The sequence below is a fragment of the Streptomyces sp. NPDC001270 genome (assembly GCF_042896695.1).
Lineage (GTDB): Bacteria > Actinomycetota > Actinomycetes > Streptomycetales > Streptomycetaceae > Streptomyces.
This window is the reverse complement of sequence record NZ_JBIAXM010000008.1, coordinates 178,336-192,189: the sequence shown is the minus strand read 5'-3', so window position 1 is coordinate 192,189 and position 13,854 is coordinate 178,336. Positions and strand designations below refer to the sequence as shown.

Sequence of the window (13,854 nt, the reverse complement as noted above, 5' to 3'; positions counted from 1 at the left end):
ATAAGGGGGGCGGAGATAAGGGGGTCGGAGATAAGGGGGTCGGAGATGACGGGATGTCGGGTGATCGGCCGGTGCGGTTCAGGTGAGCGCACCGGTCATGGCGAGCGAATGCAGGAACCGCATCAGAGTCATCAGTACGTCGCGGCTGGAGGCCCGGCGGCGCACGTCGCACTCCACGAGGGGGATCTCCGGGGGGAGGTCGAGCGCCGTGCGCAGTTCCTCCATCGGGTAACGGGGCGCGTCCGGAAAGGAGTTGACGGCGACGACGAAGGGCACGCCGCGCTCCTCCAGACGCCCTATGACGTCGAAGCTGACCTCCAGGCGCCGGGTGTCGACCAGCACGACCGCGCCAAGGGCCCCCTCGAACAGCCCGTTCCACAGGAACCAGAAGCGTTCCTGGCCGGGGGTGCCGAAGAGGTACAGCACCAGCTTCTCGGTGATGCTGATCCGGCCGAAGTCCATCGCGACGGTCGTGGCCGTCTTGGAATCGGAGCCGTAGTTGTCGTCGACACCGACGCCGGCCTGCGTCATGGTCTCCTCGGTGGTCAGCGGTCTGATCTCGCTGACCGACCCGACCATGGTCGTCTTGCCGACGCCGAAACCGCCCACAATGACGATCTTCACCGCGGCCTGAGCGGTCTGCGGGAGATGGTCCTCGGTGCGCGGGCCGGGGATGGTGTCAGAGCTTTTGAAGTCCATGCATCACCGCTTCGAGGAGTGACCGGTCAGGGCGCGTCTGGCGGACGATCGGGGCGCGCGCCTGCACCAGTCCGTCCGTGATCAGCTCGGTGATCAGTACGGTCATCGCGCTGAACGGAAGGCTGAGATAGGCCGAGAGTTCGGCCACCGACAAGGGGGCGGTGCACAACCGGAGCAGCGTGGCCTGCTCCGGCGGGACGGACGGCGGCGGGTCGGAGCGCGCCACGATCAGGGTCACCAGATCGAGTTCGGCGCGGCCGCCGTCAGCGGCACCGGTGATCACGTACAGCCGCTCGGGGTTCTTCGACCGGCGCTGTTCGTCGCCGTCGGCGCCATCGGCCGGTCCGGGGGCCGGCGGCGGTTCCTGCTGCGGCCGGCGCCGTTTGCGTCGCGGAGGAGTCATACGGTCTGCCCGTTGCGCCGGGGCGGGCTCGTGAGGTGGGCGCCGATCCGGACGACGAGGTCGCGCATCCGGTTGCTCATCCGGCCGGGTTCGCAGACCACGTCGGCGAGGACGGCCAGATAGGCGTTGGCCCCCGCCGCCATGAGGTAGAAGTAGCCGCCGTCGATCTCGATGACGACGAGTTTCATCTCGCCGCTGCTGCCGGGGAGTTCCCGGGCCACGGCTCCCGCCAGGCTCTGCACGCCCGCGCAGGCCGCGGCGAGCCGGTCGGCGGAGTCGGGGTCGCCGCCGTGGCGGGCGATGCGCAGCCCGTCGGCCGAGAGCACCACGATCATCTCGATGCCCGGTACGCCGTCGGCGAGTTCCTTGAGCATCCAGTCGAAGTTGGCTCGCTGCTGGATCACTTGAGGTCCCCCTCGTCGTCGGCCTCGCTGTGGGCCGGTTTGTCGATCAGATGCAGGTATGCGGTCGGGTTGCGCGTGAAGTCGGTGGGGTGGACGCCTTCGTTGTCCTTCTTCAGCCCCTCCCAGAAGGCTTCCACCCAGAGTCCGGGTTCCCGGTTCTTCAACTTCTCGCGCTCGGGGTCCGCCTCGGGCTCGGGCTCGGGCCTGGGCTGGGACCAGACGGTCGGTCTGCCCTCGCGCTCCGCCCGTTCGATGGCGGCCTGCTCGGCGAGCCGCTGGCTGAGCGGGACCTTCACCTTGCTGCGGCGCTGCGGCAGGCCGTTCGCCGTCCACTCGGTGACCTCGGGTACGTCGTCCTCCATCGAGATCCCGGCGGGGATGCGCGGGCTGGTGGGGCGGCGCTTCTTGGGCGGGCGCTTGGGGCCCTCCAGGGCGCCGAGTTCGGCCTTGGGCACCGCGGTGGCGCCGATGCCGTGGGCGAGGCCGGGTGCGGGCTCGGTCGTCATCATGTTGCTCGGCACGATGAGCACGGCCCGGACCCCGCCGTACGCCGAGGCACGCAGTGAGACCTGCATGTTGTACGTCGAGCAGAGCCGTCCGACGACGGCCAGGCCCAGGCGCGGGCTCTCGCCGAGGTCCTCCAGGTCGACGCCCGCCTTGGCGCGCTCCAGCATGCCCTCGACCCGTGCGCGGGCCTCCTCGCTGAGGCTGACGCCGCCGTCCTCGATCTCGATGGCGACGCCGGTCTGCACCTCGACCGCGGTCACGTGGACCTTGGTCTGCGGCGGTGAGTAGCGGGTGGCGTTGTCGAGGAGTTCGGCGGCGGCGTGGATGACCGGCTCGACGCAGGTGCCCTTGATGTTGACCTTCGCGATGGAGGCCAGTTCGATGCGCCGGTACTCCAGGATCCGGGACATGGCACCGCGCAGCACGCTGTAGAGGGCCACGGGGTTGGGCCACTGGCGGCCGGGTCGGCCGCCGCCGAGTACGGAGATCGAGTCGGCGAGCCGGCCGATCAGCGCGGTACCGTGATCGATGCGCAGCAGGTCGTCGAAGACCTCGGGGTTGCGGCCGTGGTCCTCCTCCATCTCCCGGAGTTCCTTGGCCTGCTGGTGGACGATGGCCTGCACGCGCTGCGCGATGTTGACGAAGGAGCGCTGCGCCGCGTCGCGCATGGACTCCTCGTCGTCCACCACTTTGAGCACGAGACGCAGCAGGTCGCGCTGCGATTCGGGAAGGTGCCGGAGGTCGGGGTCGGCGTCGAGGACGGAGTGGATCACCTCGCGGGGGGATTCTCCGTGGCGCAGCCGGTGGAGCGCGGTCGGGACGATGTCCTTGGCGAGCCGGACGATCTCCTCGTCGTGTGCGGCGATACGCCGCTCCAAGTGCGCGGCGTGACGGGCGTGTTCGGCCCGTGCGGCGCGGAGGTGGCGTCCGCGCCGCACCGCTTCTGCCGCCGTCGCAGTCACCAGCACGGTGGCGACGGCTCCGCACCAGCCGACGGCGGTCCGGGCCGGCCCCGTCACCAGGGCGACGGCGGCTCCGGTCGCCGCGGCCATCAGTATGGCCGGCAGCAGCAGTGTCAGCGCTGGGGGAAGTTCACGGCCACCGGGAGGCGATTGCACACTCACCATGTATGCCCTCTGAAAATCGGCTGGGTGTCGGGGGAGCTTTCGGGGGGAAGAATCATGGGACTATCCGGGATCTTCCGTACCATGGGGAACAAGCGCACGAATTACCTCAACTCGGTGCGCCGCGGGCGAGCTTAGTCCGACCGGATCAACGCCGTGTCATCTTCAGCAACCGCCTGAAATCCCCCGCAGGACAGGAGTACCCTCAACCCCATTTGCACGCCACGAACTCACCCGAACACAAAGAGTGAGGACACGCAGGCATACGAAACCCCGCCACCCTCACCCCAAAGGAGCGCGGGGAACTGCGCGACAAGCCCCCGCCGACCCGCACCCCCACAACAACACCCACCCCACCCCCAGGGGCGCGGGGAACTGCGCAAACCACCCCACACCCCCGGAGGGACCCGTCACCCCACGGACGAGTACGCCACAACCCCCCGCAGCAACTGGTCAACCGCCTTACGCGCACTCTTGGCCACGGTCGAGCCCTCCGCAGGAGCAGCCGCCGAGATCTGGCCGAGGACATCGATGACCTGCTTGCACCACCGCACGAAGTCACCCGCCGGCATCTCCGCCTCGCGCAACACCTCGTCGAGGCCCGTACCGGAGGCCCACATATAGGCGGCCCAGGCGAAACCGAGATCGGGCTCGCGCTGGCCCACCCCCTCGCTCTGGGTGATCCGGAACTCCTCCTCCAGGCCGTCGAGCCGGCCCCAGATCCGCACCATCTCACCGAGCGCGGCCTTCGCCCGGCCCGAGGGCACCCGCGGCGACAGCGCGTCGTCGCCGACGCGCGCCTCGTACACCAACGCCGATACGCAGGCCGCGAGTTCGGCCGGGCCCAGCCCCTCCCAGACCCCCTCGCGCAGACACTCGCTGGCCAGCAGGTCCAGCTCGCCGTACAGCCGGGCGAGGCGCTTGCCGTCGTCGGTGACCTCGTCGCCGCGCAGGTAGTCGAGTTCGGTCAGCAGCGCCACGATCCGGTCGAAGGTCCGCGCGATCGTGTTCGTACGCCCCTCGATACGGCGCTCCAGCTGCGAGGTGTCACGCAGCAGCCGGTGGTAGCGCTCGGCCCAACGGGCGTGGTCCTCACGGTCGTTGCAGCCGTGGCAGGGGTGGGCACGGATCGCGGTGCGCAGCCGGGCGATCTCCCGGTCGTCGGCGGCCTGCGACCGCTTCTTGCGGTGCCGCTCCGGCGGGATGTGCCCGGCCCTGCTGCGCAGCGCGGAGGCGAGGTCCCGGCGGGACTGCGGGGAGCGCGGGTTGAACGTCTTCGGGATGCGCATCCGTTCGAGCGGCTCCACCGGCACCGGGAAGTCGATCGACGCCAGCCGTTTGACCTGCCGCTCGGCGGTGAGGACCAGCGGGCGCGGCCCGTCGTGGTACTCGACGCCGCGGTGGCCGCCCGAGCGCCCGGCGGGCAGACCCGGGTCGAGGACCAGGGCCAGGCCCGCGTACTTGCCGGTCGGCACGTGGATGACGTCACCGGGCCTGAGCTTCTCCAGCGCGACGGCCGCCTCCGCGCGCCGCTGGGTGGCGCCCTGCCGGGCCAGTTCGGTCTCCCGGTCCTTCAGTTCACGGCGCAGCCGCGCGTACTCCTCGAAGTCGCCGAGGTGGCAGATCATGGACTCCTGGTAGCCCGCGAGCCCTTCCTCGTTGCGCTGCACCTGCCGGGAGATGCCGACGACCGACCGGTCCGCCTGGAACTGCGCGAAGGACGTCTCCAGCAGTTCGCGTGAGCGGTGCCGGCCGAACTGCTCGACCAGGTTGACCGCCATGTTGTACGACGGCTTGAAGCTGGAGCGCAGCGGATAGGTACGGGTGCCCGCCAGACCCGCGAGGTGCTCGGGGCTCATGCCGCGCTGCCACAGCACGACCGCGTGGCCCTCGACATCGATGCCACGGCGCCCCGCCCGGCCGGTGAGCTGCGTGTACTCGCCGGGGGTGATGTCGGCGTGCTGCTCGCCGTTCCACTTGACGAGTTTCTCCAGCACCACCGACCGCGCGGGCATGTTGATGCCGAGCGCAAGGGTCTCGGTGGCGAAGACGGCCTTCACCAGACCGCGTACGAACAGTTCTTCGACGACTTCCTTGAAGGTCGGGAGCATGCCCGCGTGGTGGGCGGCGATGCCGCGTTCCAGGCCCTCCAGCCATTCGTAGTAGCCGAGGACGTGCAGGTCCTCGCGGGGGATGGAGGCGGTGCGCTCCTCGACGAGGTCGTGCACCCGCTGCCGGGCCTCGTCGTCGTTGAGCCGCAGTCCCGCGTACAGGCACTGCTGGACGGCGGACTCGCAGGCGGCACGGCTGAAGATGAAGGTGATGGCGGGCAGCAGGCCCTCGGAGTCCAGCCGCTCGATGACCTCGGGGCGGCCCGGGGTCCACGCCCGGGAACGCTGCCGCCGCTCGCGCTCACGGTCCGCCTCGCGCATCGCCCGGCCGCGTCTGCGGTCCTGGTAGGACGGCCGGCCGGCCTCCGTACGGGCGAGCCGGACGAGGTCGGGATTGACCGCCCTCTTGTGGCCGTCGCCCTCCTCGAACAGGTCGTACATCCGGCGTCCGGCGAGCACGTGCTGGAACAGCGGCACCGGCCGGTGCTCGGAGACGATGACCTCGGTGTCGCCGCGGACGGTGTCCAGCCAGTCGCCGAACTCCTCCGCGTTGGACACGGTCGCCGACAGTGAGACGAGGGTGACGGACTCGGGCAGGTGGATGATGACCTCCTCCCACACGGCGCCGCGGAAGCGGTCCGAGAGGTAGTGCACCTCGTCCATGACCACATGGCCCAGGCCGAGGAGGGTCCGGGAGCCCGCGTACAGCATGTTCCGCAGCACCTCGGTGGTCATCACGACCACCGGGGCGTCGGAGTTGACGCTGTTGTCGCCGGTGAGGAGGCCGACCTTGTCCGCGCCGTAGCGACGGCACAGGTCGGCGTACTTCTGGTTCGACAGCGCCTTGATGGGTGTCGTGTAGAAGCACTTCCGGCCCTGCTGCAGGGCGAGATGGACGGCGAACTCGCCCACGATCGTCTTGCCCGAGCCGGTGGGGGCGGCCACCAGCACGCCCTTGCCGGCCTCAAGTGCCTGGCATGCCTCGATCTGGAAGGGGTCGAGGCCGAAGTCGTACATCTCGCGGAAGGAGGCGAGCGCGGTGGCCTGCTCGGCAGCACGCCTGCGGGCTGCCGCATACCGCTCGGCCGGTGAGAGGTCCTCTGTCATCGTGCTTTCGAGCGTACCGGGCCGCACTGACAACAGGACGATCATTATCCGGAACGCGGGATGTACGCCGGGCGCGCCGGAGCGCCGCACACGCCGGTGCCCGCGCCGTCCGCGGGCGCGGGCACCTCACCGGTCGCGGTGTGCGACGGTCAGGTCACGTCGTCGTAGCCGTTGACCCGGTCCGTGCCCGCCTGCTCGGGCAGTGCCCGGCTGGCGGAGACCGTCTCGGCAGCGCCGATGTCCTCGGGCGTGAGGTCCAGGTCGGACGCCTCGTCGTCAGCGGGGCCCTCGGCCGCGCGCCGCTGCTTGCGCCTGTCGTTGAGCAGGGAGAACGCGACCGCGGCGAAGTACAGCACCCAGATCGGTCCGGCGAGCGACATCATGGAGAGGGGGTCGGTGCTCGGCGTGGCCACGGCCGCGAAGACCGTGATGCCCATGATCATGGCTCGCCACCAGCCGAGCATGCGCTTGCCGCTGAGCACACCGGTCAGATTGAGCATGATCAGCAGCAGGGGAAGTTCGAAAGAGAGACCGAAGACGACCACCATGCGGGTGACGAGCTGGAGCAGGTCGTCGAGCGGCAGCAGGTTCTCGACGTCGTGCGGGGTGAACTCCAGCAGCACCTTCGCGGTGGTGGGCAGCACCCGGTAGGCGAAGTAGGCGCCACCGAGGAACAGCGGGACACCACTGCCGACGAACGCGTACGCGTACTTCTTCTCGTGCCGGTGCAGACCGGGCGCGACGAACGCCCACAGCTGGTACAGCCAGACCGGCGAGGCGAACACGATGCCCGCCATCAAGGCGACCTGGAGGGCCAGCGTGAACGGGGCGAGGAGGCCGTTGATGGTGATCCGCGCGCACTGCTGGGAGGTGTCGCTGGAGCGGGCCAGTTCCTCGAAGGACTTCACACAGCCGACCGAGTCGAGGATCGGCTTGGTGAGGAAGTTGATGATGTCGTTGTAGAAGAAGGCGGCGACGACCGTGACGACGATGATGGCCAGCATCGCCTTCGCAAGCCGGTTGCGCAGCTCACGAAGGTGATCCCCAAGGGGCATCCGCCCCTCGGGATCCTTCTCCTTGTTGCGGGCAGGATTGGGCAACCCACGTCCTCATCTCGTGCGGCAGGCCAGGACTGTCCGGCCCTGCGTCAGCGCTTGGTGGTGTCCGTCGGCTCGGTGACCGGTCGCGAGCTGGTCACGTCGCCGGGAGCGGCCTGGATGGTGCGCTGCGCCGAAGACTGCTCGTCGGAGCTGGGCGTCTGGGCGGCGGTGCTGTTGCCACCGTCCTCCTTCATCGCCTTCGCCTCGCTCTTGAGGATGCGAGCGGACTTCCCGAGCGAGCGGGCCATGTCCGGAAGCTTCTTCGCGCCGAACAGCAGGACGATGACGACGAGGATGAGAATGATCTCGGGGGCTCCGAGCCTTCCGAACATAAGTCTTTACCTTCTCACCGAGGCGGCTGGGTGGGTGCTGTCCCATCCTTCGGACATCTGTCCGAACGATGGTGCTGGCAGCGATCGTAACGCTCAGGGGTAAACGCGAGGCAATCCCTGTGCGTACTCCCGGTCCGCGGTACGGGCCTCGTTCTGCGCACCGCGACCAGCAGCGTACCTGCCGGAACGGGCAGCATGACAGGGCGAAGTGACGCAAAGCGCTTCCGGTCCGCGAGGGACAGCCGTCTCCCAGAGGTCTCACAGCGAGTCCGCCGCGCGGGACGCGCTGACCGCCGCCCGCTCCAGATCCTCGGCCGCCCGGTTGATCCGGCGCGCCGAATCCTCGACCTGCCGGGCCAGACCCCGCGCCTCCAGGAAGACCCGGACGGCGAGCACACCCAGAACGGCGAGACCCACGAACCCCATGGCCACCGCGAACATCGCCCAGAACATGGCGTCGAGCCTAGACCGTGGAGTGCAGCCGCAGTGTCTTGACCCCACCGCCGGTCAGCAGCTCGACGACGCGTTCACCCGCGGGCTTGCGGACCGAGGCGCCGCACTCCGGACAGGTGAAGGAGTAGAACGTCGTACGGCTGGTCGCGCCGATGGCGAGCCGCAGGGCACCCGCGGAGAGCTCGAAGCGGCCCCGGCAGTCCGGGCAGCCCGCTCTGAACACCACGGGAGTCACGCTTCGCATCCCCGCGAAGGCGGCCGCGACCGTCATTTCCCCCGCACCGGACACCGGAGACTCACTCAAAGCCTCGCTCCTCACTTCGTGGTCGATCGCCTTCGGGGCGTCACCGCCCGATACCGCGGGAACTCCGCTCCCGGCGCGCCGGCCGCCACGCGACGGCCCGGCGGCACCGGGCACGTCCCCGCGGCTCACTCCGCCCTGTCTTACAGCCCGTCCGGCCGCGAATTCGTCACACCACGCGGTACCGCGTGCGAGACGTCCCGCTCCGGATCCACCCCGTCGTACCCCGCGAGCGCCGCTCGGGCGGCCTGCCGGGCACTGTCGGCCAGGTCGGACGGCGAGACGATCCGGCCGTCGCGGCCGAGCCGCAGCGCCAGCCGTCTCAGCGATGCGGGATCAGGGGTGCGCAAGGCGATGCGCAGCCCGCCGTCGGGAAGCTCGTCCGCGCTGTCGTGCGGGTAGTACTCGGCGACCCAGCGGCCGCCCGGACCGACCTCCACGACGACCTCCGGGTCCTCGGCGGCCGGCTGGACCAGCCCCTCCGACAGGTCCCGCAGCTCGACCTCCGGCGGCGCGGACGGCTCATCGAGGATCTTGATCTCGGCGACCCTGTCCAGCCGGAAGGTACGGCGCGCCTCGGAACGGCGGCACCACGCCTCCACATAGGTGTGGCCGACGCTGACCAGGCGGATCGGGTCGATCTCCCGCTCGGTGACCTCGTCACGGGCCGGTGAGTAGTAACGGATCCACAGCCGGCGCCGCTCCGAGATCGCCCGGTCGACGTCGGCGAAGACACCGCCCTCGGACTCGAAGGTGACCGAGAGCCGGGAACTGGCGCCCGCCGCGTCACCGGCCGCACCCTCCACCTTGGCGGTGGCCCGCAGCAGCGCCTGCCGGTCGCTCTCCCGCAGCCCCGGCAGCGTGGCCACCGCACGCGCCGCGACCAGCAGCGCGGTCGCCTCGTCCGCGGCGAGCCGCAGCGGCTCCGCCGCCTCCGCACCGAGGGCGGCAGGGTTGTGCCACCAGATGCGCTCGCCGTCCGTGTCGATGTCCAGCAGATCACCGCCGCGGAAACTGGTCCCGCACATGGGCAGCACATCGAGGTCCGAGACCAACTCGTCCTCGGTGATGCCGAAGGCCCGCGCGACGTCCGCGACCCGCGCGCCGGGCCGCTCCCGCAGATACGTCACCAGGGAGAGCATCCGCCGAGTCTGGTCGATGGCGTTCACAGCCCTGACAGGTTTGCCTGCCACTGTCCTGCTCCTCCCCCGCTCAGCCCTTGGCCACGGCACGCAGCCGGTCCACCACGTCGGCCCGCAGCTCGGCCGGCTCCAGGACCACCACGTCGGGCCCGAACTCCACCAGCCAGGCGTCCAGACCGTGCCCGTACGGAATCTCCAACTCGTCCCAGCCGTCACCGAGTTCCCGGACCTTGGCGGCCTTCGCCCGAAGGGGGTACCCGGCGCCCGAACGCAACCGGATCAGCGCCGAGCGGTCGGCGACCTCACCCGCCCAGGTCGCGACGGTCTCACGCACCGTCACGACGTCCGGGACCGAAGCGGTGAAGCCGCTCCCGCGCGAGCGCACCCGGCCGGTGATCCGGGACAACCGGAACACCCGCTCCGCACCCCGGTCACGGTCCCAGCCCGCCAGGTACCAGTGGCCGCGCCAGCACTCCAGCGCCCACGGCTCCACATGCCGCGCCTCCGGGTGGGCGGCGGTCGCCTTGCGATAGTCGAAGATCACCGGACGGCGGTCGCGGCAGGCCAGCATCAGCGGTTCGAAAGCGGCCTCGTGCACCGGAATGCGAGGCTCCAGCGCACCGTGCGCCTCGTACGGGTCGACGTCCTCGGGCAGCCCCGCCGCACGCAGCTTCTGCAGGGCGCCGCTGGCCGCTCCGGCGAGCCGGGCCTGCTGCCACACCTTGGCGGCAAGACCCAGTGCGGCGGCCTCCTCGGCGTCGAGCGTGATCGGCGGCAGCCGGTTGCTGTCACGGCGGGCGAGATAGCCGACCTCGCCGTCGAGATTCTCGACGGTCTCGATGACCAGGCCCAGCTCGCGCAGATCGTCCTTGTCCCGCTCGAACATCCGGCTGAACGAATCGTCACCGGCGGCGCCCTTCCCCGGCCCGAAAGCCTCGACGTAAGCCTCGATGGACTCCCGCAGCTCACGCTTGCTGAGCGGCCGCCGCGTCCCGAGCAGACACAGCGCCAGATTCATCAGCCGCTCGGCCTTGGCAATGGCCATCGACGCCCTTCGCCTCCCTGTGGTGCCTACGATCGACGACCGTACCGCCCCGCGGGGGCGCGGCAAAAGCCGAGGGTCCGCGCCCAGCCCGGGCACGGACCCCCGATGATCGGATCCGGTCAGACCGCGACCAGGTCACAGACGAAGATCAGCGTCTCGCCGGGGGCGATCCGACCGCCGCCGGCACCACGGTCACCGTAGGCCAGGTGCGCCGGAATGGTCAGCTGACGCCGGCCGCCGACCTTCATGCCCTGCACGCCCTGGTCCCAGCCCGCGATGACCTGGCCGGCACCCAGCTGGAACCGCAGCGGAGTGCCACGGTTCCAGGACGCGTCGAACTCCTCGCCGGTGGAGAAGGCCACGCCCACATAGTGCACGGAGACGGTGTCGCCGGCCTTGGCCTGAGGACCGTCGCCCTCCCAGATGTCCTTGATCTCAAGGTCCGCCGGGGGCTCGCCGCCCGGGAAGTCGACCTCGGGCTTGTCGATGCTCACGTCTCTAGCTCCTGCTTGTGTACGACACGGAACGCGGACAGTCTGTCATCCCCGGCCCCCGCCCGCCCGCCGCGGGCCGGACGGACCAGCCGTCACATCGCCGCCAGGATGTCCACGGAGAACACCAGCGTGGAACCCTTCTTGACGACACCACCGCTCGGCGGCGTGTCGCCGTAGGCCAGCTCCGGGGGCACCACCACGAGCACCCGGCTGCCGACCTTCTTGCCGGTCAGGCCCTGCGACAGCCCCTTGACGACCTGCTCCATCTGCTGCAGCGAGAACTGGCTGAGCCGGCCCGTGCCATAGGTCTGCTCGAATGCCTTGCCGCTGTCCCAGACCTCGCCCTTGAACTGGCACAGGACCGTCTGCTCCGGCTTCAGCTCGGCGCCGTCGCCCTCCAGGACGTAGTTCGACACCAGCTTCCCGGGCGGCGACGACTTCGGGATCTCGATGGAGGGCGCGTTGCCGTCCGTGTTCGTGCCGATCTTCGGCAGGGCCGTATCGGTCTGCGGCACGGCCTTGCCCTGCGCGGAACTCTTGGAATTGAAGGTGTCCAGCAGATCCACGACGAACACCAACGTGTCCGTGCCCTTGATACCCGCCTGCTCATTGCCCGACGAGCCGTAACCCCAGGTCGGCGGCACGGCCATCGCCACCCTGCTGCCGACCTTCCGGCCCGCCAGCCCATACCGCCAGCCGTCGATGACACTGCCCTCGGCCAACTGGAGCACCAGCGGCGTCTTACGGTCGTAGGAATTGTCGAAGACCTTCGCCGTGGACCAGATCTGGCCCAGGTAGTTCGCCTGGACGAAGTCGTTCTCCGCGACCGTCCGGCCGCTGCCCGCGATCACCGTCTTCACCGCGAGGTCCTTCGACGGCTCCCCCGGCCCCTCGGCGACCGTCGGCTTCTCACCGAACTCCGTCCCCGCGGTGATCGCCGGCAGCGGCCCGTCCACGATCTTCGGCGGTGGCACGGACGACCCCGACGCCGACGGCGACGGTGACGCCCCCGCATCGCTGGCATCGGACTTGCCGTCACCGCACCCGGCGAGCGTGACCAGTCCGGCGGGTACGGCAGCGAGGAGAAGTGAGCGTCGGCGCACGGTGGGGGCCTCGTAATCGGTCGATCTTGCAGATGGCGTGCGCGCGCAACTCTACGGCGAACCAAGGGCGCCGTACGGGAAACGTACGGCGCCCGTGTGGCGTTCCACCGAGGCCCCCGTTCGAATGAAGTCGAACGGGGGAACACCCGGACGCATCACTCACATACCGGCGATGAGCTTCTCCACCCGGTCGTCCACCGAACGGAACGGGTCCTTGCACAACACCGTGCGCTGAGCCTGGTCATTGAGCTTCAGGTGCACCCAGTCGACCGTGAAATCACGGCGCTGCTCCTGGGCCCGCCGGATGAAGTCGCCGCGCAGCCGGGCCCGAGTGGTCTGCGGCGGAACCGACTTGCCCTCGAAGATCTTCAGATCGTTGCAGATCCGGGCCGCCTGGCCCTTCTTCTCCAGCAGGTAGTACAGGCCACGACGACGGTGGATGTCGTGGTAAGCGAGGTCTATCTGCGCGACCCGCGGATGGGACATGGTCATGTTGTGCTTGGCCCGGTACCGCTCGATGAGCTTGTACTTCATCACCCAGTCGATCTCGGTGGCGATCCGGTCCAGATCCTCCGCCTCGATCGCGTCGAGCGTACGGCCCCACAGCTCCAGCACCTGCTCCACCGTGCCGGTACGGATACCGCGGCGCTCGCAGAAGTCCAGAGCCTTCTCGTAGTACTCGCGCTGCACCTCCAGCGCCGACGCCTCCCGGCCACTGGCCAGACGCACCTTGCGCCGACCCGTGATGTCGTGACTGACCTCGCGGATCGCCCGGATGGGATTCTCCAGCGTCAGATCACGCATCACCGTGCCCGCCTCGATCATGCGCAGCACCAGATCGGTCGCCCCGACCTTCAGCAACATGGTCGTCTCGGACATGTTCGAATCGCCCACGATGACATGCAGACGGCGGTAACGCTCCGCGTCCGCATGCGGCTCGTCACGCGTGTTGATGATCGGCCGGGAACGGGTCGTCGCCGACGACACACCCTCCCAGATGTGCTCCGCCCGCTGGCTCACGCAGTACACCGCACCGCGCGGCGTCTGCAGCACCTTGCCCGCGCCGCACAACAACTGCCGCGTGACCAGGAACGGGATGAGGATGTCCGCGAGCCGGGAGAACTCCCCGTGCCGCGCCACCAGATAGTTCTCGTGGCAACCATAGGAGTTGCCCGCCGAGTCCGTGTTGTTCTTGAACAGGTAGACGTCGCCCGCGATTCCCTCCTCGTGCAGGCGGCGTTCCGCGTCCACCAGAAGTCCTTCGAGAATGCGCTCCCCGGCCTTGTCATGGGTGACCAGTTCGATCACATTGTCACATTCGGGTGTCGCGTATTCCGGATGTGACCCCACGTCGAGATAGAGCCGGGCGCCGTTGCGCAGAAACACATTGCTGCTACGGCCCCATGACACGACACGGCGGAAGAGGTACCGCGCCACCTCGTCAGGTGACAGGCGGCGCTGTCCCCTGAACGTGCACGTGACGCCGTACTCGTTCTCCAGCCCGAAAATGCGGCGGTCCATGACTGAAC

At 69.4% G+C, this 13,854-nt stretch carries 14 protein-coding genes; all 14 read right to left on the bottom strand.

Annotated elements, in window-relative coordinates:
- Window positions 1–78 precede the first annotated feature (78 nt).
- The 14 genes from ACFY2B_RS15940 to pafA all read right to left on the bottom strand — a co-directional run bounded on the left by ACFY2B_RS15940 (window position 79) and on the right by pafA (window position 13,846).
- Window positions 79–699: an ATP/GTP-binding protein gene (locus ACFY2B_RS15940; RefSeq protein WP_390763715.1), complete on the bottom strand. Its 621-nt coding sequence runs from the start codon at window positions 697–699 to the stop codon at window positions 79–81.
- Window positions 680–1,102, bottom strand: coding sequence for a DUF742 domain-containing protein (locus tag ACFY2B_RS15935; protein WP_390763714.1), 423 nt, complete (start codon window positions 1,100–1,102; stop codon window positions 680–682). The genes ACFY2B_RS15940 and ACFY2B_RS15935 overlap by 20 nt, the downstream gene beginning before the upstream one ends.
- Entirely contained in the window at window positions 1,099–1,506 is a 408-nt protein-coding gene (locus tag ACFY2B_RS15930) for a roadblock/LC7 domain-containing protein (protein ID WP_390763713.1), read from the bottom strand. The genes ACFY2B_RS15935 and ACFY2B_RS15930 overlap by 4 nt, the downstream gene beginning before the upstream one ends.
- On the bottom strand, window positions 1,503–3,140 hold the full coding sequence (locus ACFY2B_RS15925) for an ATP-binding protein (RefSeq protein WP_390763712.1): 1,638 nt from the start codon (window positions 3,138–3,140) through the stop codon (window positions 1,503–1,505). Before ACFY2B_RS15925 ends, ACFY2B_RS15930 begins: the two co-directional genes overlap by 4 nt.
- Before the next feature lie 407 nt (window positions 3,141–3,547).
- Window positions 3,548–6,400: a DEAD/DEAH box helicase gene (locus ACFY2B_RS15920; protein ID WP_390763711.1), complete on the bottom strand. Its 2,853-nt coding sequence runs from the start codon at window positions 6,398–6,400 to the stop codon at window positions 3,548–3,550.
- A 104-nt stretch (window positions 6,401–6,504) separates the two neighbouring features.
- Window positions 6,505–7,455, bottom strand: coding sequence for a twin-arginine translocase subunit TatC (gene tatC / locus ACFY2B_RS15915; protein ID WP_390763710.1), 951 nt, complete (start codon window positions 7,453–7,455; stop codon window positions 6,505–6,507).
- A 47-nt stretch (window positions 7,456–7,502) separates the two neighbouring features.
- Entirely contained in the window at window positions 7,503–7,787 is a 285-nt protein-coding gene (gene tatA, locus ACFY2B_RS15910) for a Sec-independent protein translocase subunit TatA (RefSeq protein ID WP_376525256.1), read from the bottom strand.
- Between the two features lie 258 nt (window positions 7,788–8,045).
- Complete coding sequence (locus ACFY2B_RS15905) at window positions 8,046–8,240, bottom strand: hypothetical protein (RefSeq protein WP_390763709.1); 195 nt, start codon at window positions 8,238–8,240, stop codon at window positions 8,046–8,048.
- A 10-nt stretch (window positions 8,241–8,250) separates the two neighbouring features.
- Entirely contained in the window at window positions 8,251–8,544 is a 294-nt protein-coding gene (locus tag ACFY2B_RS15900) for a hypothetical protein (RefSeq protein WP_390763708.1), read from the bottom strand.
- 140 nt (window positions 8,545–8,684) lie between these two features.
- Entirely contained in the window at window positions 8,685–9,734 is a 1,050-nt protein-coding gene (locus ACFY2B_RS15895; protein WP_390763707.1) for a helix-turn-helix transcriptional regulator, read from the bottom strand.
- Window positions 9,735–9,753: 19 nt separating this feature from the next.
- Window positions 9,754–10,728, bottom strand: a complete 975-nt coding sequence (locus ACFY2B_RS15890) for a helix-turn-helix transcriptional regulator (RefSeq protein ID WP_390763706.1) — start codon at window positions 10,726–10,728, stop codon at window positions 9,754–9,756.
- Between the two features lie 119 nt (window positions 10,729–10,847).
- Window positions 10,848–11,222, bottom strand: a complete 375-nt coding sequence (locus ACFY2B_RS15885; protein WP_390763705.1) for an FKBP-type peptidyl-prolyl cis-trans isomerase — start codon at window positions 11,220–11,222, stop codon at window positions 10,848–10,850.
- Between the two features lie 92 nt (window positions 11,223–11,314).
- Window positions 11,315–12,325 (bottom strand): FKBP-type peptidyl-prolyl cis-trans isomerase, encoded by a 1,011-nt coding sequence (locus ACFY2B_RS15880; protein ID WP_390763704.1) that lies wholly within the window; start codon window positions 12,323–12,325, stop codon window positions 11,315–11,317.
- Between the two features lie 159 nt (window positions 12,326–12,484).
- Window positions 12,485–13,846, bottom strand: a complete 1,362-nt coding sequence (gene pafA / locus ACFY2B_RS15875; RefSeq protein WP_376525264.1) for a Pup--protein ligase — start codon at window positions 13,844–13,846, stop codon at window positions 12,485–12,487.
- Window positions 13,847–13,854: the final 8 nt, after the last annotated feature.